Source organism: Steroidobacter sp., from assembly GCF_036406195.1.
Lineage (GTDB): Bacteria > Pseudomonadota > Gammaproteobacteria > Steroidobacterales > Steroidobacteraceae > Steroidobacter.
The window spans coordinates 83082-101798 of sequence record NZ_DASWVW010000007.1 but is presented as its reverse complement, the minus strand read 5'-3'; the positions used below and the strand labels follow the sequence as shown (position 1 = coordinate 101798).

Sequence of the window (18717 nt, the reverse complement as noted above, 5' to 3'; positions counted from 1 at the left end):
TCGCGCGGCACGCTGATCCACTCGACGTGCCCAAAACGCATTATGATTTGAGCGATTTATTGCACTAATCTCTCATGATGGCCTCGTGCGAGCGGGTGTTGCGCACCTTTGGTTCGAGGTACTCCATCCCTATGAGGATGGTAACGGTCGAGTCGGCAGGGCGGTCCTCGACATGGCTCTTGCCCAGGATGATGGTCGCCCGATGCGCGTATACAGCGTATCGGCCCAGCTCAACCTTGTCCGAGATGACTATTACGCGGCACTGGAGCAAGCCTCGCGTGGGTCCTTGGAGATCACTGCGTGGCTCGACTTCTTTGCGCGCCAGGTGGAATCGGCGGCGAAGGCGAGCGAGGCGACGATCGGCAAAGTCATTGACGAGGCCCGGTTCTGGATGAGCCACGGAGGTCAGCCGTTGAACGACCGCCAGCGCAAGGCTGTAAATCGAATGCTCGACGCGGGGCGCGACGGGTTCGAGGGCGGCATGACAAACGCGAAGTACCAGAATCTCACCGGCGCAAGCGCGGCCACCGCTCAGCGCGATCTGGCCGAGCTCGTCAGCATTGGCGTCCTCGTCCCGTGCGGAGCCGGCCGAGCTGCGCGCTACGAAATCCAGTGGAACGATCCGCTCCCGTAGTACGACTCGCCGAGCCTCCGAGGCTCGACGCGACCGCGCTTACAGGAAGGCTAGTCGAAAAGTTTCTTGATCCAACGCAATAGCTATTGCCGCTGTCTTGCGCGCGTGAGCGTATCCTTCGTCCCGCGCACACTGTGGCCGGAGACGAAGAATGGGCAATTCCTCCAAGCATTCGATACTGCACCAGGATCACACGGTACACGCCATACAACAACGGATCGGCCAGCAAGCGGGGCGTGGCTATCTGTCGGACGCCGTGCTTGGCGCGATTGACGGAGCGGTGACCACATTTGCCGTTGCCGCGGCCGCGGTAGGCGGTGGCTTGTCAGGGACCGTAGTCATCGTGATGGGTTTCGCCAACCTGCTGGCCGACGGGTTCAGCATGGCGGCCAGCAACTATCTGGCGGCCAAGAGCGAGATCGAGGGGGTCGAACGGGCGCGGCGGGAGGAGGAGGACCACATCCATCACGTGCCGTGGGGTGAGCGTGAGGAGGTGCGGCAGATCTTCCAGGGCAAGGGCTTCTCCGGCGATCTGCTCGAACAGATCGTGTCCGTCATCACCGCCAGCAAGGATCTGTGGGTGGACACGATGCTCACCGAGGAGCACGGGCTTTCGCTCGCCACTCCCAATCCGCTGCGGGCAGGCCTGGCCACGTTCGCTGCGTTCATCCTGGTGGGGCTGCTGCCGCTGCTGCCATTCCTGGCGGCTGCCGAGGCCACCACGCGAACCTTCGGCATCAGCCTCGTGGTGACCGCGGCGGCGTTTGGCGGCGTGGGCCTGCTGAAGGGCCGGATCCTACAGCGTTCAATGATCCGATCCGGACTGGAAACGTTGGTCGTCGGCTGTATTGCCGCTGCACTCGCCTACGGTGCGGGCTACGTGCTGCGGCAGATGTATGACAGCGGCTCCGCACAGCTGATGGGTTGGCTCGCGGCGCCGTGACGCGCCGCTGCGCGTCTTCCCGAGAGACGCTAAGCGGCGTTCCCGATATGTCTGGAGCGGCCGTGCCGGTACCGTACACGAAACTCACTGGCCGGATCAAGGCATGGAACCCTTTCCTCATCTCTATTCTGTCGAAGCGGTTGGCAGTGCCGACGGCCACGTCGATGTCGATTCGGCCGGTCTGCCGCAATTGCAGAGTGCACCGCCGCCACAGTTCGGCGGACCGGGGGGCCAGTGGTCACCCGAATCGCTGCTGGCTGCAGCCGCGGCCAGTTGCTTCATCCTGACGTTTCGAGCGATTGCGCGTGCCTCCCATCTGAATTGGACGCGGCTCGAAGCCAAAGTGGATGCGACGCTCGATCGAGTCGATGGCGTAACTCGATTTACCCGCATCGTGACGCGCGCCGCCCTTACCGTGCCGGCCGGCACATCGACGGTGAGTTGCGAACGCGCTTTGACCAAGGCGGAAGCGGGCTGCCTCATCGCGAACTCGCTCCGCGGCGAGCGCGAGCTGCAGATGGAGATCATCAAGAGCACGGACGCCGAGTCCGAGCTCCAGTTGGCTCAATCATCCTGAAGGATCTGGAACGTCACCATGTACAAGAACATTCTCATCGCAGTCGACGGCAGCAGTGCGTCCGAGCGCGGGCTTGCGGAGGGATTGCGTCTTGCCAAGGCCACGGGTGGCAAAGTGATCCTGCTGCACGTGGTCAACGCGTTGCTGCTGGAGTCCGAAGCCGCCTCGACCGCCTACTTTCAGGCGCTGGCGGAGTCATTCCAGAAGCAAGGCGAGGAGATTCTCGGCAAGGCCGCCGCGGCGGCCCGCGAGGCCGGCGTTGCATTCGAGCAGAAGCTGGTCGTGAAGATTGGCGCGCTCGCCTCGGACGAGATCGTTGCGGTCGCCAAGAGCTCGAAGGTGGACCTGATCGTGATCGGCACGCACGGGCGTCGTGGGCTGAAGCGTGTGGTCATGGGCAGCGACGCCGAGCTGGTGCTGCGCCAATCGCCCGTGCCCGTGTTGATGGTTAGAGAGCAGGCGGATAGCAAATAGTCTGATCAGGACGCTGCATGATTCCGCGCGTTCTGGTTCTATTGATGATGGTGACCACAGTGGCATTTGTGAATGAAGCCGGGGTGCGCCTCGACCTGCCGAACATGCAGCATCCGCAGGAGCACCGCATCGTCAGCGGCGCGATCGGCGCTGCTGATCTCGGGCGGTTGCATGCGGCCGGTGTCAAGCACCTGGTCAACTTGCGAACTGCCGAGGAGAGCCCGGGCTTCGACGAGGCGCTCGTCGCCGGCGGCTTGGGAATCCACTATCACCACATTCCGATCGACGGACCGGCGTCGCTTACGTTGGACAATGCTCGAAAGCTCGACGCGGCGCTCGCGGCGGCGGGCGATGAGCTCACTCTGGTTCACTGTGGCAGCGGCAATCGTGTGGGCGCTCTGATCGCGGTACGCGAAGCCTTGCTTCGGGGCCGTTCGCTGGAGGAGGCGATCGCAGAGGGCAAGCGATGGGGGCTCGCCTCGCTGGAAGACTCGGTTCGTAGCCTGTTGCAGGAGAGTGGTAAAGCGAAGCCCTGAGCGGCCACCCTGAGCGGCCATCGTCCAATGTGATCGCGCCTACCTTCATCGAGACGCCGCTGACCCGGCCCTATTTACAAGACCAGGCATTCAAGGCCAGCGTGCTCGGCAAGATCAAGTTGGGCCGCCTCGGTAGCGTCGAGGATCTGATGGGCGCCTGCCTCTATCTCGCCTGCGACGCGTCGGCCCTGGTCACCGGAGCGAGCCTGGTGGTCGATGGCGGATGGACTATCGATTAGAGCGCGGCGCGGCGTTAGACTCCATGCGAAGAATCAAGAGAAATCGCCATGGAGATTCAGTGCGAGTGCGGCGCGTTCCGTGCGCAGCTGGGGAACTTTCCGCGCAATACGCCGGGACGACTAGCCTGTTATTGTGACGACTGCCAGGTCTTCGCTCAGCAATTGCAGCGGGCGGATCTGTTGGATTCGGCCGGCGGTACGGAAGTCATCCCGGTGTACCCGGCGGACCTCGAGATCGTCGCAGGCCGCGAAGTCCTGAAATGTCTGAGGCTGTCTCCCAATGGGCTGTATCGCTGGTACGCCGGTTGTTGCAACACGCCGCTGGCGAACGTGAAGCCCGGCTTTCCCTGGGTCGGGTTGGTGCATCGGGTGTTCACCGTCGAGGATTCAGGCTATCTCGAGCGGACCTTCGGCGCCGTTCGGGCTCGCGTCATGGGTCGATATGCAAGGGGCACAGCGCCGAGCGGCACCGCTGACAAGGTCGATTTCAAGGGGTTCATGGCGGCGTTTCCGTTCATCTTGAAGGGCCTGGTGACGGGCAAAGCCAGGCCATCGCCGTTTTTCGCCGAGGACGGCCAGACTCCGATCGTGTCGCCCATCGTGCTGTCGCTGCAGGAGAGGAACGCGATTCGACAGCAGCTCGGATTCTAGTCGCTGCGGCGGGCGGGGCGCGGCTTCAAGTCGCCAAAATGCGCTTCGAACGCAGCCAACGAACAACGCTTCGCCTGCCGAACCCACCAAGGGGTAACTTCTCCGCACTCCCGGAACGAGAGCATGAACGCCGTATCCACGACCTCGATCGCATAGTAGGCAACACGTTCGTTGTCCCGGTGCGGCGGCAATAGGAAATACTCGTCGAGCTTCCTCAGCACGAATCGTGCGCGCTTCCAATCCGCGTCGCGGTCCAGCCGCTTGATCTCCGGCGGCATGTGACCGCCGATGGTCAGCTTCGCGCACACCGGGTTGTTATTCTGAAAGCGGGCTGACCGGGCGATCAGGGTTCCGAGCAGCGCCTGCAATGACTGCGTCGCCTTGCCGCGAAGTGGCCGCTCGATCTCCTCGTCATGACGCTTGCCCAGCTCGCCGAGCAGCCCGCGCAGCAGGGCCAGCATATCGGGATAGAAATATCTGGCCGAGCCGTGCGGTATGCCGGCCTTCTCGCATACTGCGACGAAAGTGACGTCGGGAAAATCCCGCGTCTCCAGCAGCGTCATCGCCGCCTGCAGCAGTTGCTCGCGCCGGGCGTCACCGCGTCGCTGCGTGGCCCGGGCTTCCGTGCTCTTGACTTGGATGTTCATTGGGTCATGCGTTCACTGGTCATGTATTCACTGGGTCATGCATTGGGGGGCGATTCTAGCAAGCCGGCGGCGGGTTCCGCATTGCAATCAGGCCGCCGATGGCCACCGATGTACAAGATGTCAAACTCGCCATATGGCGAGTATCAAACTCGCTATTTGGCGAGTTTGCTCTTGCAAAAGGTTCCTGTCCACGCGTAGTCTTTCGCGAAAGCGGCGGTTCTGCCGCGCGGGGGGCTTGGTGACGACCTTCAACGCAGGATGGGTGCCGGGACTGGCAACCGGCTTTCTGTTTGCAGTTGCGCTGGCCGGCGCGTCGGGGGCGGAGGCGGCTGCGCCGCGCCGTCCCGTCGAATTCGACATCTGTCAGGGTTGTCACGGCGTGAGCGGCCAAGGCAATGCTGAACTGGGCGCGCCTCGCATCGCCGGTCTCGATCCACAGTACATCGGACAGCAGCTGTCGAACTTTCGTGACGGGCGGCGCGGCGGCGGTGACGAGCTCGGTGCGCAGATGATTGCAATCTCATCCACGTTGGACGACACGACGATCGGACGGTTGGCCGCCTACATCGGCGCAATGCCAGAAACTGCGGTGTCTCCGACGCTCAAGGCCGATCCGCGGGCGGGACAGTCGACGTACGCAACTTGCGCCGCATGTCATGGGGCGCATGGCGAAGGAAACGTGGCCTTGGGAGGACCTCGACTCGCGGGCATGTCGGATTGGTATCTGGTGCGGCAATTCTCTGCGTTTGTTTCGGGGAAACGTGGTGCGGCAGCCGGTGATGATCGTGGCGCGGCGATGCGCGGCATCGCTCAGAGTCTGAAAAGCGAGCGCACCGTACGAGATGTCATTGCGTACGCTGTCTCATTACAGATACCGGCAGTCGCTGCCTCGGAGAAGTGTGTCGATGGAGCGGAAGGCACATGCGGCTCCTCGCATTGACAGCACTCGTGTTGCTTCGGGCGAGCGCCGTGAGCGCGGATTCATTCGTGCTCGCCGAGCATTGTCCACCGAGCTTCGATCGGGGCGAAGACGGCCGTTGTCATCTGGCCAGCTTGTATCAGTTGTATGTGGCCGCGCCGGGGCAGGGCGGGTTGCGGGTACCGCTGCCGGAGATGAAAGGCAGCTTCACGCCGCAGCAGATTGATCTCGGCCGGCTGCTGTTCTTCGATCCTGCGCTCTCGGGCGATGGGCGCGTGTCCTGTGCGCACTGCCATCATCCGGATCTCGGTTATGCCGACGGACGAAGAACGGCCATGGGCGGGCCGGCGAGCGGCATCGGGCCGGCACGCGATGGCGGTGTGGAACTGCCGCGCAATTCGCCGACGCTTTGGAACGTCGGCTTTCTCGGCCGGTTGTTCTGGGATGGGCGGGCCGCATCGCTGCAGGAGCAGGCCGCCGGGCCGCTGTTTGCCGCCGACGAGATGGCGAGCACGCCCGAGCACGTACGCCGCACGCTTTCAGCCAACGCCACGTATCGACAGCTGTTCGCGCAGGCATTCGATCGCAGCTCGAACCAACAGATCACAGTGGACGAGGTCACGACTGCGTTGGCGGCATTTCAATCGTCACTGATTTCTCTCAACAGCCGCTTCGACCGATACGCGCATGGCGATGAGCGCGCCCTGAGCGAAGCGGAATTGCGCGGCTGGAATGTCTTTCGGGGCTTCGTTGGCCGCTGCGCTCAATGTCACATTCCGCCGTTGTTCAGCAGTGACGATCTCGCCGTGGTCGGTGCGCCGCCCGTACCAGGGCAACCCTACGATCAAGGTGCGGGCGCGCTGGCGCCGATGAATGCAGCGCTGAAAGGTGCGTTCAAAGTACCGACGCTGCGCAATGTGACGCTCACGGCACCTTATTTCCAGGCCGGACAGTTTGCGACGTTGAGCGAGGTCCTGGACTTCTACAACTCGCCTCGCGGTCACGCCCTGCCGGCGGGTGCGGGCGTGGAGCTGCATTGGCACATCCACATGAAGGAGTCCGAGTTGTCGGCAGCGGATGTGGCGGACGTGCTCGAGTTTCTCAATGCGCTGACCGATACGTCGATGGCGCCGCAGGTTCCGGCCGCGGTGCCCTCGGGACTGCCGGTCGTTCCCAGGCTCCACTGATGATTTCACCGACCAAAGGAAACAAAACCATGGGACCTGACCGCAGGCTTGCAGGGCCGCGTGTTCGTGCCGCGCTCTTGCTGCTCCTTGGCTCTATATCGTTGCACGCTCTGGGGCAGTCCCGTGTCGAGGACTCGGCCGCGGACGCGGTGTATGAATGTGAGCAACCGGCACCGGAGCAGTTCGAGGCGCGGGTGACCGAGTTGTCCACCGCCACGTGGGACAAGAACAGCTTGGGTTGCGCAGCCGATCTGTTATCCGCCGCCGCCGAGGGAGCGCCTGCAGACATGACGCTGCAAGTCCAGGCGCTGCTCGCCAACATCGCCTATATCTCGCACGTAAATTTGCTGTGGGACTTCGATCTGTACGGCACCCGTGTGCCGGAGTGGTCGGCCCGCCTGCAGCACGCGATCGAGCATGCCAAGGCAATCGACGAGCGTCTGGCAGCGGCTGCCGCCGGCGATCCGGATGTGCTGTCGGCGCGCGCGCTGTACAAGTTGACCTGGCCAGTCAAAGTGGCCGACACAAAAACAGTAATGGTCGAGACGCGCGCCGCTAAAGAGTTGCTCGAAACGGCGACAGCGAAAGATCCTGCCGCGCTGGGCGGGAACGCATTGTGGATACTGGCGCGCGTGTACTTCGATCTGCCCGAGTTCGCCGGCGGCGATGGTGTGAAGGCGTTGAAGCTGCTGGATCAGGCGTATGCGCAGACGCCCAAGAACATCTCCTTGTTGAGGTACTCCGCCTACGTTCATGCGCAGGACCGCAACCCGAACATGGCGAAGAGCCGCCTGGCGGAGATTCTCACCGTCGAGCCAGATCCGGCGGACCTGCAGACCACGGCGGATGAGCTGAAGAACGCACGCGACCTCGCGACGCGCCTGGCGGATGAGTCCCTCGCGCAGCAGTTGACCGCTAAGCGCGACGCATTGCTGAAGGAGCATCCGCAGTTGCTTGCCCGAAAGCCCACGGCCGCGAACATGCACGGCGGCGTCGATCCCATCACTGGCAAGGAGTATTGATATGCGCCGGAGCGAGCCAATGTTCGTCGGCCCCAAGTTCGTCGCGAGCTGTGCGCTGCTGATGCTGGTCACCGTGGCGGCCAATGCCGCCACCTTGACCGTGAAAGCCGGTGAATCCATTCAAGCCGCCGTCAAGCGGGCCGCCCCCGGCGATCACATCGAGGTGGAGCCGGGTCTCTACAAAGAAACGGTGTTCATCGACAAGGACGGCATCCAGCTGCGCGGCCTCGTGCGCGAGGGTGCATGGCCGGTGCTGGACGGCGAAAGCAAGCTCAACGACGGCGTGCTCGTCGCGGGCCACGGCGTCAGCGTCGAACGCCTCTGGGTGAAGCGCTTCAAAGGCAACGGCATCATGACCCAGGGCGCGAACAACTACCGCATCGCCTACAACGTGGTCGAGGGCCCGACGTTCTATGCCATCTTTCCGCAGTTCGGCAAGAACGGACTGGTTGCGCACAACATCGCCTTCGGCTCCGACGATGCCGCCATCTACGTCGGCATGTCGCAGAACGTAGATGTGGTTCACAACGAGGTGTACGCGAGCGTCATCGGCATCGAAAGCGAGAACTCGCACGACATCCTGATCGAGAACAACTACGTCCACGACAACACCATGGGCATCGCGACCACGATGCTGCCGGGCTTGCCGGTCAAGGCGTCGGAGCGCCTGATCGTTCGAAACAACGTGGTCGCGCGCAACAACATGAAGAACACGGCACCGCCCGGCGCGATCACCGCAGGCGCGCCTCCGGGACTCGGCATCCTGGTGCTCGGCACGGATCACACGACGGTGGAAGGAAACCTCATCCGCGACAACGACGGCATCGGCGTGATGGTTTCGGAAACGAATTTCCTGGTGACCACGCCCGACGACCGCATGGATCCGTTCCCGGATGGCACCCAGGTGCTGCGCAATGTGTTCGTCGACAACGGTCGCAAGCCGCAGGGCACGCTCAAGGATCTGCTCGATGTTGCGGGGGTGGAGCGCGGAGTGGATGTGCTCGCGACCGGCAAAGGCCGCGACAATTGCATCGCAGAGCGCGAGGCCGTCAAGACGCTCGGAACTCGCAACTTTGCCGATTGCGCTCCCGGCGCCACGTCTGCAGCGATTGCTTCCCTGCAGACCGCTACGCCGGTTGTTGCCGCTCCCTACACGGCCGACCAGAAGGGCAGACTGACCTACCTCGCCGTTTGCACCGGTTGTCACACCTACAACTCGAAGCTGATCGGCCCGCCGATGGTGGTGATCAAGGCGCTCTACGGCAAGGACGCACGCAAGCTCGCCGACTGGATCGCGAAGCCGACGCACAAGCGCCCCGATTATCCAGAGATGCCATCACAGGACTATCTGCCCGAGGAAGTACGCATGTCGGTGGCGCGCTACATCCTCAATGAACTCAGTCACTGACGCACACACAATGAATGGGGAGGCCTGGGAACTATGAGCTCGGTCGTGAAATCGCGCAGCGCGCTGACCATTGCGGTAGCCGTCGCAGCTGTATTGGAGACTGCGTCCGCGCAGGACGCCCCGCCAGCAACGGGGATTCTGGAGGAAATTACCGTCACTGCCACGCGGCGTGAGGAATCCATTCAGTCGGTGCCCATCTCCATCACTGCAATCAGTGGGGAAGCGCTTGCGGACGCCGGCGTGAAAGACACGCGCGACCTCGTCAACTTTACGCCCAATCTGTCGCAACAAGGCTCGTTTGCGAATATCTCGCCCGGCTTCTTCATCCGCGGCGTCGGCTCCACACAGTTCAATCCCAACGCAAACGCGAAAGTCGGCATTTATCTGGACGACGTCTACCTGTCTTCGCTGGCCGTGCATGGCTCGCAGATCTTCGACGTCGACTCGGTCGAGATTGCGCGCGGTCCGCAGGGCACATTGTTCGGGCAGAACACGACCGGGGGTCTGGTGCGAATGATCACGGCGCGGCCCGACGTCGGCGGTGGCACAACGGCCGACGCGAGCTTGACGGTTGGCCGCTTTGGCCAGCTCGATCCAGAAGCGGCGATTGGATTTGAAACCGGCGGCAACAGCGCTGCGCGAATCAGCGTGAAGTATCAGTCACGGGATGGGCTGCAACGCAATCGCTTGCTCGGTACCGACGATGGCGAAGTCGACTCGCTGGGTTGGCGCGGACAATGGCTTTGGAAGGGCAGCGACGTGTCGTTGCGCGTGCTGGTGCACGGCAGCCGCGATAGCGGTCAACTGATGCCGTACAAACAAGTCGGCCTCATCGACCCGGAGACGTTCGAGCCGTGTGCGACACCACGCGCGGGCAGTGGCTGTTCGGACTTCTTCGGCTATTCCGACGACTCCGACTTTCACCGAGGCGCATGGGACGTGCGCGATCAGTTCGCGGATGTGAAATCGATCGGCGGCAATGTCACCGTCGACTGGAAGTTGCCGGCGTTCACGTTGACGTCCGTGACTGCATACGAGGAGAACGAATCCCGCGTGCACGAGGATACGGACGCCAGCCCGAACTACGTGATGACCGGCAACTACTACGGCAAACCTCGTCAGATCAGTCAGGAATTCCGTCTGACCTCGCCGCAGGGTGATCTGAGCTGGATCGCCGGCGCGTACTACTTTCACGAGACCAACGACACCAGCATCGGCTTTCCCATTCCGGGATTCGGACCGGGCGCCTTGTCCGGGCTGACCGACGTAGTCGAAGGCTTGGGACAGGTCTCGTCGATGGACACCGACAGTTATGCGCTGTTCGGCAATCTCGACCTGGTGGTCAGCGAGCGGATGAAGCTGAGCCTCGGCATACGTTTCACCCACGAAACCAAAGACGTCGACTATGGCGCGTGGCTCGTCGATGCGACCGACGTGAGCAACTCCCTGTTCTTCGTGGGCCGGCAGATCACGGACCGGGCGCTGTTCCAGACGATCGACTTCCACGAGGACGAGTCCTGGGACGATGTTTCGGGCCGGGTGTCGCTGTCATACGCATTCACGGACGACGTGCTCGGCTATGCCACGGTCTCGCGCGGCTTCAACAGCGGCAACTACAACGGCGGTGCCTTTTCGAATCAGGCCGAAGCCACGCTGGTCGATCCGGAGACACTGCTGAGCTACGAGGTCGGCCTAAAGTCCGAGCTGGCCGGCCAGCTGCGCCTCAACTTGAGCGCGTTCTATTACGACTTCACCGACCAGCAGGTGTTCGTGCTGGCATCGGGCGACGCAGACGTGCCGATCCAGCAGCTGTCCAACGCTGCCGCATCGACATTGTATGGACTGGAGATGGAGGCGACGTGGCGGCCGCTCGATGCGCTGGTGATCCAGCTTGGCGCCGGCTACACCCGCTCCGAGTTCGATGAATTCGCTACGCCGCTCGGCGAGGATTTGAGCGGCCGCAGGCTGCCCAGCGCACCGGAAACCAACGTCAACGCCATGGTGACCTATACCATTCCGAGCGCGGTGGGCGCCTGGGCGTTCGAAGTGGATGGCAAGTACCAGAGCAAGCAGTACTTCTCGGTGAACAACGATCCGATCCTGAGCCAGGGCTCTTATTCGCTGGCGAACGCGCACGTCTCGTGGACTTCGCCGAACGAGCACGCGAGCGTGACCGCATGGGTGCGCAATCTCGCCGATAAGGAATATCTGGTCGGGGCGTACGATCTCGCTTCATTCGGTTGGAATCAGTGGGTGGTGGGCGAGCCGCGCACTTACGGAATCACGTTCGCATATCACACCCGCTGAGCGGGGAGGGAAACGATGTTTTCTCTGAGCGGGATGACGGCTGCCATCACCGGCGGCACCTCGGGCATTGGCGAGGCCGTGGCTGCAAGATTCGCCGCCGCCGGCGCACGCGTGGTGATCATCGGACGCCGTGACGGCCGTGACATTGCCCGAAGGTCCGGCGCGATTGCGGCTATCCGCGCCGACTGCGCCTCGGAGGATCAAGTAGCTCGCGCCTTGAATGAGGCACGCGACGTGCTCGGCCAGGAGCTCGACGTGCTGGTCAACAACGCCGGTGTGGAAAACACCGGCCCGATGATTGCCGATGCAACCGCCACAGAACTGCAGCGCGTTTTCGACATCAACACGTTCGCGGTGTTCTACGGCCTCAAATATGGACCCCTGGTATTGAAGGACGGCGGCTCGATCATCAATACGGCCTCGGTCGCAGCGTTGATGGGCATTCCGGGTTATAGCCAGTACTCCGCGTCCAAGGCGGCGGTCATCAGCCTGACACGTTCGGCAGCAGTGGAGCTGGCACCGCGCGGTATCCGTGTGAATGCAGTGTGCCCGGGCAGCGTGTTCACGCCCATGCTGCCGCCGGATCATCCGGAGGTGCCGCTTGCGATGCAGATGTGTCCGCTCGGCCGCGTCGGCACCACCGATGAGGTCGTCGGTGCCTATCACTTTCTCGCGGCTGCCGAGAGCCGCTACATCACGGGCCAGGCGCTGGCCGTGGATGGAGGAATAGTCGCGGGCGTGAGTCTCGGGACGCTGGAAGCGGTCGCGACCAAGGCAGCGGCGGGCTAGAACAGGCGATTGGACAGCGGCTGACTGTCAACTTCGCGTAGGAACTTCGCCGCTGGCCCGCATCTTATCGAGCAGCGCTCGTTGCCGATCGCGGTGAGCGCGGGCTCGAGCGGCGAGCGCTTGGAAACGAGCATCGTTGCGAACGCTCGAATAGATAGGATCGAGCTCGGCGGTGTACCACCAACCGGCATAGCGACCGTTCTTCTGGCTGGCGGCCAGCTCGGTCAGTGCTCGGTCATCCTCGCCGAGCATCGCGAACGCGGCCGCGCGTTCCCAGGCAAACATATGTGGCGGACGTCCGACTTGTTCGGCATCCAGTTGTTGTAGCAGCGATGTCAGAAGCTCGCGCCCGCGGCGCGTCTCCCGGGCGAGCATCAATGAATGAGCATACGTGAGTACGAGGCCGCGGTTGCGCATCAGAGTAGACCCGGAGAACAGCTGCGTCGTGCGCTCGATGAGATCGAGGGCGGAGCGGATGTCGCCCGTCTGAATGGCTTCATCCCGAAGCGCGTTGGCGCTAGGCCAGTACCAGCCGACCAACTCCTGCTGGACTGCGTGGACCCGCATGCCATCGCTGAGGCGGCTCGGTTCCGCAGCAGGCGGCAACCACTCCTGCATGACGCTGCGAGCCATGTCCGCTGCCCGCGCGATGTCGCGTTGATAGATCGGCATGGAGATCCACGAGAATTTCGCACCCAACATCATTGGATGCTGGGTATCGCGCATCAGTGCTGAAGCGGCAGTCACGTCGCCCACTTCGAGATACAACTCGGCGAGAGTTGCATCGGCCCAATGCGAGCTCGGGTCGACCCGCTTCGCGCGCTCCATCAAGCGGATGGCTTCGGCGAAATTCCCATGCCACATATGTTCGGCATTGGCCAGATCACGCAGCGCCGTCGGGAAGTCAGGTCGGAGCTGCAGCGCTTCGTGCAGCAATTGCTTCATGGCGTCGACATCGCTGCGCGTCGCCAGGACCAGTTGCGCCTGGCGCCAGCACAAGGACGCGGAGAGTGGGTCGATACGCCGCGCGCGGCTGATGAGATCCAGAGCCTCGCCTCGACGGCCATGGCTGTACAGAAAGTCCGAGTAGCGAATGTAGTTTTCGTCGTAACTCGGAGCGAGTTGCAGAGCGCGCCGATACATCTGCTCGGCTTGGATAGGATCGGACGTCAGTCGTGCGCGCTGCGCCCAGGCGGGACCCAGCGCGGGGTTCAGCTCGATCGCGCGATCGATTGCCTGGCTCACCTGCCGGGTCAGCTCCTCCGTGATCTTTCCGCCCCCTAGATCCGCGGCGAGCAACAGAGCTTGGCCGTACGAGAAATAGCCGCGCGCGAAAGAGGGGTCGAGCGTCGTGACGCGAGAGAAGATGACTGCGGCCTGGTCGACGTCGGAGGATCGAAACGTCGACATGAGTTTCTGCCCGCGCAAGTACAACTCGTAGGTCGACAGGTCGCTGGGAATGTCTGTGGAGGCCGCGCCGCCAGGCCGCTCCATCGCGACCTGAAGCGACTTCGCCGTTTGTTCGACGATGGCTTCGTTGATGGCGGCGAGTTGCTCGGCGGGCCGCTCGAATGTTCTCGACCATAACGGTGAGCCGGACTCGACGTCCACCAGCTGGACGCTCATCCGTACTCGATTCGGTGCGCTCGTCACGTCACCGCGTAGTAGATAACGCGCGTGCACTTTACGAGCGGCCGCATTGAAACTCTGTTCGGACTGGATGGCACTGTCGATCGAGCCGCTGGCGATGACTACCAGATCTTGCAACGCCGCCAGTCGCGTGCGCAGCAGGTCGGTGACGATCGGGGCGAGCGATTGGGTATCGGAGTCTTGCGTCGCGGGCGCCAGGGGCGCTACCAGAATCGCCCGGCTATCGAGCGGGGCGGCCAGGACGGAAATCCCTGCCGTTTGCGACGGCTGCGAATCCCGCACGACGAACCAAGCCACCATGCCGACGGCGACAGTAATAAGGAGTGCGGCAAGGCCCCAGCGCAGATGGGCGGAGCCTCCGGGTTCCGGGGTGGGTTGGCTGCGAAGGGGCTGAGGCTCGGCGGCTACACCTGCAATGCGTTCAACGGGCGCAACGAGTCGGTAGCCCTTACGCGGGACGGTGGCGATGAACGTCGGCTCGGGATCAGTGTCGCCGAGCAACTTTCGCAACTGCGAAATGGCCTGGTAGACGGAGGCGGGGCCGACGACCACGCCGGCCCACACCGTGTCGAGCAATTCCCGTGAGCTCACCACCTGCCCGGGTGTTTCGGCCAGCCGCACCAGCAACCTCATGGTGCGTGGCTCGATCCGGACAATGTCCCGACCCCGCGAGATCTGATCCAGCGAGGGGTCGACCAGCCACTCGCCTACCCGGAAAGAGGCGCCGGTCACTTCCTTGGGGAGCCGATCAGCGGACATGCGCCGAGTATACGGCGGCCTGCGCATTCTCAGGGATGTCTCAACGCCGCCCTTAGAAATCCTTTCGCCAATCCTCAGGAAATCCTCGAGGACCTTTGAGGACTCGCCGATGCCTCGGGCCGCACAAGTGCGTCATGAACATCGCACGTGTGTCCCTGGCCGTCGGCCTGATTGTGATCTCGCTCTGTTCCGGTCCGCAGAGCGGGGCGTCCGAATGTTTGCGCGAAGAGGTCGAAGCGCATGTCCGGGAACAATTCAGTATCTACGGACCGAGATCCGCCGAGCACGAATACTTCGGGTTCGTGTACGTGCAGGACGGGATCATCGGCAGCGCCGTGGCCCGCAGCCGGCCCTGCCGCGGGGTCAAGTGCGTGGTAGACAGTGCCAAGGCCCTGCGCTCGATGCCGCCATCGGCGAAGGTACTCGGCGAGTGGCACACCCATCCGCATCATGGCTCGCGAAACCTGTCCAAGGAGGATGTTCGGGGTGCCCACAACAACCGTCACATCCGTTGCTATCGGGCCTTCTACGGTACGCCTTCCGGTGAGATGTACGCGTGGGACCCGCAGCACGTGTCCGTGCCAGTCGCGATGGCATCGCGAACGTTGCTGGGTAACTACCGCGAGACGCAGGCAGCCGCCGCTTTGGCGTCGTCATCGCGGTGAGGCCGTTGCAGGTCTTCAGGTCAAAGCTGCACGGCCACCTCGACACCGCCTTCCTTGTTCAGCACATTGACGGCGACATCGGCATCGTGTCGACGCAGCAGCACGTCGAGGCGCGCATCGCCAACCGCGAGTCGGCGTATGCGCAGCCATTCGATCGATGCTGGCAATCTTGGATGCCGCAAGCGTAGGACGCGCGCCCCCGCGTCGATCTCCAGGCCGAGGCAGGCTTGCAGCAATCCGAAAGGGGTTGCGGCTGCCCAGGCTTGGGGCGCGCATGCGACCGGATACAAGATCGGCCCTTTGTCACGCCGCCGCGGCATGCCGCAGAACAGCTCCGGCAACCGTCGCAGGTCCATGCGCGCCGCTGCATCCAGGATGGCGTTGGTAATGTGCACCGCCTCTGCAAAATGCCCGTACTTCGCCAGCCCCATCGCAATCAGGGCATTGTCGTGTGGCCAGACCGAGCCGTTGTGGTACGAGGTCGGGTTGAACCTTCGCTCACGATTGCTGAGGGTTCTGAGTCCCCAGCCAGTGAAGAATTCGCGATCCAGCAGCACGCGCGCCATGCGAGCCGCGCGCTCGGGGAATGCGATGCCTGTGAGCAGCACCTGACCGGCATTCGAGCTGCGCACGCAGCACGGCCGCTTCTCACGATCCAGCGCGAGTGCATACATGCCGAGTTGATCATCCCAGAACGCTTCATCGAATCGCTCCCGAAGCTGCGCGGCGCGATCACGATGTAACGTAGCCAGGGCGTGTTCTCCCATCGCCTCGGCCAACTGCGCCGCCAGCATGCGAGCCAGGTAAACATAGCCCTGCACCTCGCATAGCGCGATCGGTGCCTCGGCAATGGTGCCATCGCTGTGAAACACGGCGTCGCCGGAGTCCTTCCATCCTTGATTGACGAGCCCCGAGCCGGTGCGACGGGAATATTCGACGAAGCCGTCGCCGTCGATATCGCCGTAGCGGTCGATCCAGGCCAGCGCCTGCTTCACGTTCGGCCAGATGGTTCTCAGCGTCGCCAGGTCCCTGGTGTACTGCCAATAGCGTCCGGCCAGCACGACGAAGAGCGGTGTCGCATCGACAGATCCGTAGTACCGCTCGAACGGCACCTCGCCGAGTCGCGCGAGCTCTCCGCGACGCGTCTCATGCAATATCTTGCCCGGCTCCGCGTCGCGCGCCGGCTCGTTCGAGTGCGCCTGGGTTGCTGCCAGAAACTGCAGCACTCCCTTGGCGAGCGAGGGATATACCCAAAGCATCTGCAATGCCGTAATCAAGCCATCACGACCGAAGGCGGTCGAGAACCACGGCACACCGGCATATGGATACGCGCCATGTTCGGTATCCGTTACCAGCATGCTGATGTCGGCCATCGAGCGGCACAGAATGTCGTTTGCAGAGTTGCTCGATGTTTCAAGCGTCGATGCCCGCCGGGTCACGGCGCGCAGTTCCCGACGAGCCAGTCGAAGCGCTACGAAAGGGTGACGTTCGATAGCTTGCTCGTGAGTACGGCAGTGGACGGTCACGAAGATCGCGCGGCGCTGCTTGGGGGCGATATCGACTGCGAACACCGCACGCTGGGTCGTGAGCTCGAACGGCTGCGGCGAGAAATAGATTTCCGTCGATCTGGGGACGCCGTCCAGCGAGGAGTACACGAGTTGCACATGGTCCGGTGCGCACACGGTTTTCCGCACGCGACCCTGCGAGTGACGCTCGAATCCGCGCACTTCGAAGACATCCTTGAAATCACCATCGAACTCCAGGCCGACGCGTACTTTGCGCGCCCTCTCGTCGAAGTTCCGGATCGCCAGCACTTCATAGCAGGCGGCGTTCCACAGAAACTTCATGCGCGAGACGTGGATGGTGTCTTTCGGTAGATCGATGACTTCGCCGCACCGAAGATCGGGATTGACGAGATCCGCATCCAGCATCGCGTTGTTGCTTTGAACCGTGGAGCTCAGCAGCAGCGGCGTATGGCCTTCGATCGTGAAGCGCAACCAGGATAGAAATCGAATGTCCTCGTGGTACAGCCCCTCGGCGCTGCTGGGACCCGAAGACAGATCGCCGAAGCGGTCGAACAACGCGAACGTATCGCCGTGCTTGAGCGTGCGAGGCCGAAGCTCTGCCAGCGATGCCTGTGCGGAGATGTAGTAGGCCTGGTTCGAATCTTCGTTCTGATCGGACATGAGGGCACCTCATGCCGCCAGGCCCGCAAGCTCGCCTTTGGCGAGCTGCGAGTAGATTTGCACGTAGCTTCGAGCCATCTGTTCGACCGAGAAGCGTTGCTCGAACCGGGCGCGCACCTTATGCCGATCGAGCAGCGACAAGCGCCGTGTGGCCTCGACCCCGCCGGCAATGGAGTCGACGATCCAGCCGCTGACGCCATCGTCCACCACCTCGGGCACGGAGCCTGTGCGCCACGCGATGCACGGCGTGCCGCAGGACATCGCTTCGATCATGGCCAGGCCGAACGGCTCGGGCCAGTCGATGGGGAACAGCAATGCGCGAGCGTTGCCTAGGAAGTCTGCCTTCTCGGCCTCGGAGATCTCACCGATATACTCGACGTGCGGCTGGGTCAGAAGTGGCTGGATGCGCGTGCGGAAATACTCGCGATCCACTTCATCGACTTTCGCGGCGATGCGCAACGTCATGCCGGCGCGTGCCGCGATCTCGATCGCTCGATCGGGCCGTTTTTCCGGAGAAATGCGCCCCAGAAAGGCGAGATAGTTCCCGCGCGGATGCGCTTGGAACTTGCAGACGTTCGTGGGCAAGCCGTGGTACACCGTGCCAACCCAATTGGCGTTCGGCAGCGGCCGGCGTTGGTCATTGGAGATGGACACCAGCGGCGTGTCGCTAAATTCGCTGAACAAGAGCCGATAGTCCGACAGGTCCAGCCGGCCATGCATGGTGGTCACTGCCCGGTTGTCGAGCAGGCCCCGTGCGAACGGCAGATGAATGTAGTCACTGTGGAAATGCACCACATCGAACTCGTCGATGCGCTGGCGCAGGTGCTCCAATTGCAGAACGGTGTAGGGCAGCGTGTCCTTGACGGTCGGGTCCAGCCGCAGGGCCTTCGGCACCGACGCGACCAGCCTGGCCGCGGTTTGCGAATCGCCACTCGCAAACAGGGTGATGTCATGGCCCTGACGAACCAGTTCCTCTGTCAGGTACGACACGACACGTTCGGTGCCGCCGTAGAGCAGCGGTGGAACGCTTTCGATGAGTGGGGCGACTTGCGCAATCTTCATAGGCGTTTCTCCTCTGGGGCTGGCGCGCTATCGATGCGAAAGCTTGGAAGATTCTGGGCCCG

17 protein-coding genes and 2 pseudogenes are annotated in these 18717 nt (G+C 62.9%); 15 read left to right on the top strand and 4 right to left on the bottom strand.

Annotation, left to right across the window (positions count from 1 at the left end; genetic code table 11):
- Positions 1 to 85: 85 nt before the first annotated feature.
- From VGE08_RS26470 to VGE08_RS02530, 8 genes and pseudogenes are all read left to right on the top strand, one after another.
- A pseudogene (locus VGE08_RS26470) lies at positions 86 to 166 on the top strand (Fic family protein); the annotation flags it as partial.
- A gap of 6 nt (positions 167 to 172) precedes the next feature.
- The gene (locus tag VGE08_RS02560; RefSeq protein ID WP_331066284.1) at positions 173 to 634 is read left to right on the top strand and encodes a hypothetical protein; all 462 of its coding nucleotides are present in this window, start codon (positions 173 to 175) and stop codon (positions 632 to 634) included.
- Between the two features lie 151 nt (positions 635 to 785).
- Positions 786 to 1577, top strand: coding sequence for a VIT1/CCC1 transporter family protein (locus tag VGE08_RS02555; protein WP_331066283.1), 792 nt, complete (start codon positions 786 to 788; stop codon positions 1575 to 1577).
- A gap of 103 nt (positions 1578 to 1680) precedes the next feature.
- The gene (locus tag VGE08_RS02550) at positions 1681 to 2154 is read left to right on the top strand and encodes an OsmC family protein (RefSeq protein ID WP_331066282.1); all 474 of its coding nucleotides are present in this window, start codon (positions 1681 to 1683) and stop codon (positions 2152 to 2154) included.
- Positions 2155 to 2172: 18 nt separating this feature from the next.
- The gene (locus tag VGE08_RS02545; RefSeq protein WP_331066281.1) at positions 2173 to 2628 is read left to right on the top strand and encodes a universal stress protein; all 456 of its coding nucleotides are present in this window, start codon (positions 2173 to 2175) and stop codon (positions 2626 to 2628) included.
- Between the two features lie 17 nt (positions 2629 to 2645).
- Positions 2646 to 3164, top strand: coding sequence for a beta-lactamase hydrolase domain-containing protein (locus tag VGE08_RS02540; protein WP_331066280.1), 519 nt, complete (start codon positions 2646 to 2648; stop codon positions 3162 to 3164).
- Positions 3165 to 3187: 23 nt separating this feature from the next.
- Positions 3188 to 3403: pseudogene (locus tag VGE08_RS02535) on the top strand (SDR family oxidoreductase); the annotation flags it as partial.
- A 48-nt stretch (positions 3404 to 3451) separates the two neighbouring features.
- Positions 3452 to 4054: a DUF6151 family protein gene (locus VGE08_RS02530; RefSeq protein WP_331066278.1), complete on the top strand. Its 603-nt coding sequence runs from the start codon at positions 3452 to 3454 to the stop codon at positions 4052 to 4054.
- Here VGE08_RS02530 and VGE08_RS02525 read toward each other — a convergent pair.
- Complete coding sequence (locus tag VGE08_RS02525; RefSeq protein ID WP_331066277.1) at positions 4051 to 4701, bottom strand: hypothetical protein; 651 nt, start codon at positions 4699 to 4701, stop codon at positions 4051 to 4053. The genes VGE08_RS02530 and VGE08_RS02525 overlap by 4 nt on opposite strands.
- Before the next feature lie 238 nt (positions 4702 to 4939).
- On the opposite strand from VGE08_RS02525, the gene VGE08_RS02520 reads away from it, so the two are divergent.
- The 6 genes from VGE08_RS02520 to VGE08_RS02495 are packed head-to-tail and all read left to right on the top strand — an operon-like array spanning position 4940 to position 12333.
- On the top strand, positions 4940 to 5641 hold the full coding sequence (locus tag VGE08_RS02520) for a c-type cytochrome (protein WP_331066276.1): 702 nt from the start codon (positions 4940 to 4942) through the stop codon (positions 5639 to 5641).
- On the top strand, positions 5623 to 6807 hold the full coding sequence (locus tag VGE08_RS02515; protein WP_331066275.1) for a cytochrome-c peroxidase: 1185 nt from the start codon (positions 5623 to 5625) through the stop codon (positions 6805 to 6807). The genes VGE08_RS02520 and VGE08_RS02515 overlap by 19 nt, the downstream gene beginning before the upstream one ends.
- 29 nt (positions 6808 to 6836) lie before the next feature.
- The gene (locus VGE08_RS02510; RefSeq protein ID WP_331066274.1) at positions 6837 to 7829 is read left to right on the top strand and encodes a hypothetical protein; all 993 of its coding nucleotides are present in this window, start codon (positions 6837 to 6839) and stop codon (positions 7827 to 7829) included.
- Position 7830: 1 nt separating this feature from the next.
- Complete coding sequence (locus tag VGE08_RS02505; RefSeq protein WP_331066273.1) at positions 7831 to 9237, top strand: parallel beta-helix domain-containing protein; 1407 nt, start codon at positions 7831 to 7833, stop codon at positions 9235 to 9237.
- Positions 9238 to 9270: 33 nt separating this feature from the next.
- The gene (locus VGE08_RS02500; RefSeq protein WP_331066272.1) at positions 9271 to 11544 is read left to right on the top strand and encodes a TonB-dependent receptor; all 2274 of its coding nucleotides are present in this window, start codon (positions 9271 to 9273) and stop codon (positions 11542 to 11544) included.
- A gap of 15 nt (positions 11545 to 11559) precedes the next feature.
- On the top strand, positions 11560 to 12333 hold the full coding sequence (locus tag VGE08_RS02495) for an SDR family oxidoreductase (protein ID WP_331066271.1): 774 nt from the start codon (positions 11560 to 11562) through the stop codon (positions 12331 to 12333).
- A gap of 27 nt (positions 12334 to 12360) precedes the next feature.
- Here VGE08_RS02495 and VGE08_RS02490 read toward each other — a convergent pair whose 3' ends face one another.
- On the bottom strand, positions 12361 to 14742 hold the full coding sequence (locus tag VGE08_RS02490; RefSeq protein ID WP_331066270.1) for a winged helix-turn-helix domain-containing protein: 2382 nt from the start codon (positions 14740 to 14742) through the stop codon (positions 12361 to 12363).
- 134 nt (positions 14743 to 14876) lie between these two features.
- On the opposite strand from VGE08_RS02490, the gene VGE08_RS02485 reads away from it, so the two are divergent.
- Complete coding sequence (locus VGE08_RS02485; RefSeq protein WP_331066269.1) at positions 14877 to 15407, top strand: hypothetical protein; 531 nt, start codon at positions 14877 to 14879, stop codon at positions 15405 to 15407.
- A gap of 20 nt (positions 15408 to 15427) precedes the next feature.
- Here VGE08_RS02485 and VGE08_RS02480 read toward each other — a convergent pair whose 3' ends face one another.
- Together VGE08_RS02480 and VGE08_RS02475 are read right to left on the bottom strand one after the other, a co-directional pair.
- On the bottom strand, positions 15428 to 17593 hold the full coding sequence (locus VGE08_RS02480) for an amylo-alpha-1,6-glucosidase (protein WP_331066268.1): 2166 nt from the start codon (positions 17591 to 17593) through the stop codon (positions 15428 to 15430).
- 9 nt (positions 17594 to 17602) lie between these two features.
- Entirely contained in the window at positions 17603 to 18655 is a 1053-nt protein-coding gene (locus VGE08_RS02475) for a glycosyltransferase family 4 protein (protein ID WP_331066267.1), read from the bottom strand.
- Positions 18656 to 18717: the final 62 nt, after the last annotated feature.

Coding starts and splice junctions, on each gene's coding strand:
- VGE08_RS02490 (WP_331066270.1), bottom strand. CDS start 14,742: ATGTCCGCTGATCGGCTCCCCAAGGAAGTGACCGGCGCCTCTTTCCGG.
- VGE08_RS02510 (WP_331066274.1), top strand. CDS start 6,837: ATGGGACCTGACCGCAGGCTTGCAGGGCCGCGTGTTCGTGCCGCGCTC.
- VGE08_RS02505 (WP_331066273.1), top strand. CDS start 7,831: ATGCGCCGGAGCGAGCCAATGTTCGTCGGCCCCAAGTTCGTCGCGAGC.
- VGE08_RS02530 (WP_331066278.1), top strand. CDS start 3,452: ATGGAGATTCAGTGCGAGTGCGGCGCGTTCCGTGCGCAGCTGGGGAAC.
- VGE08_RS02555 (WP_331066283.1), top strand. CDS start 786: ATGGGCAATTCCTCCAAGCATTCGATACTGCACCAGGATCACACGGTA.
- VGE08_RS02550 (WP_331066282.1), top strand. CDS start 1,681: ATGGAACCCTTTCCTCATCTCTATTCTGTCGAAGCGGTTGGCAGTGCC.
- VGE08_RS02560 (WP_331066284.1), top strand. CDS start 173: ATGGCTCTTGCCCAGGATGATGGTCGCCCGATGCGCGTATACAGCGTA.
- VGE08_RS02540 (WP_331066280.1), top strand. CDS start 2,646: ATGATTCCGCGCGTTCTGGTTCTATTGATGATGGTGACCACAGTGGCA.
- VGE08_RS02515 (WP_331066275.1), top strand. CDS start 5,623: ATGCGGCTCCTCGCATTGACAGCACTCGTGTTGCTTCGGGCGAGCGCC.
- VGE08_RS02545 (WP_331066281.1), top strand. CDS start 2,173: ATGTACAAGAACATTCTCATCGCAGTCGACGGCAGCAGTGCGTCCGAG.
- VGE08_RS02500 (WP_331066272.1), top strand. CDS start 9,271: ATGAGCTCGGTCGTGAAATCGCGCAGCGCGCTGACCATTGCGGTAGCC.
- VGE08_RS02525 (WP_331066277.1), bottom strand. CDS start 4,701: ATGAACATCCAAGTCAAGAGCACGGAAGCCCGGGCCACGCAGCGACGC.
- VGE08_RS02480 (WP_331066268.1), bottom strand. CDS start 17,593: ATGTCCGATCAGAACGAAGATTCGAACCAGGCCTACTACATCTCCGCA.
- VGE08_RS02495 (WP_331066271.1), top strand. CDS start 11,560: ATGTTTTCTCTGAGCGGGATGACGGCTGCCATCACCGGCGGCACCTCG.
- VGE08_RS02485 (WP_331066269.1), top strand. CDS start 14,877: ATGAACATCGCACGTGTGTCCCTGGCCGTCGGCCTGATTGTGATCTCG.
- VGE08_RS02475 (WP_331066267.1), bottom strand. CDS start 18,655: ATGAAGATTGCGCAAGTCGCCCCACTCATCGAAAGCGTTCCACCGCTG.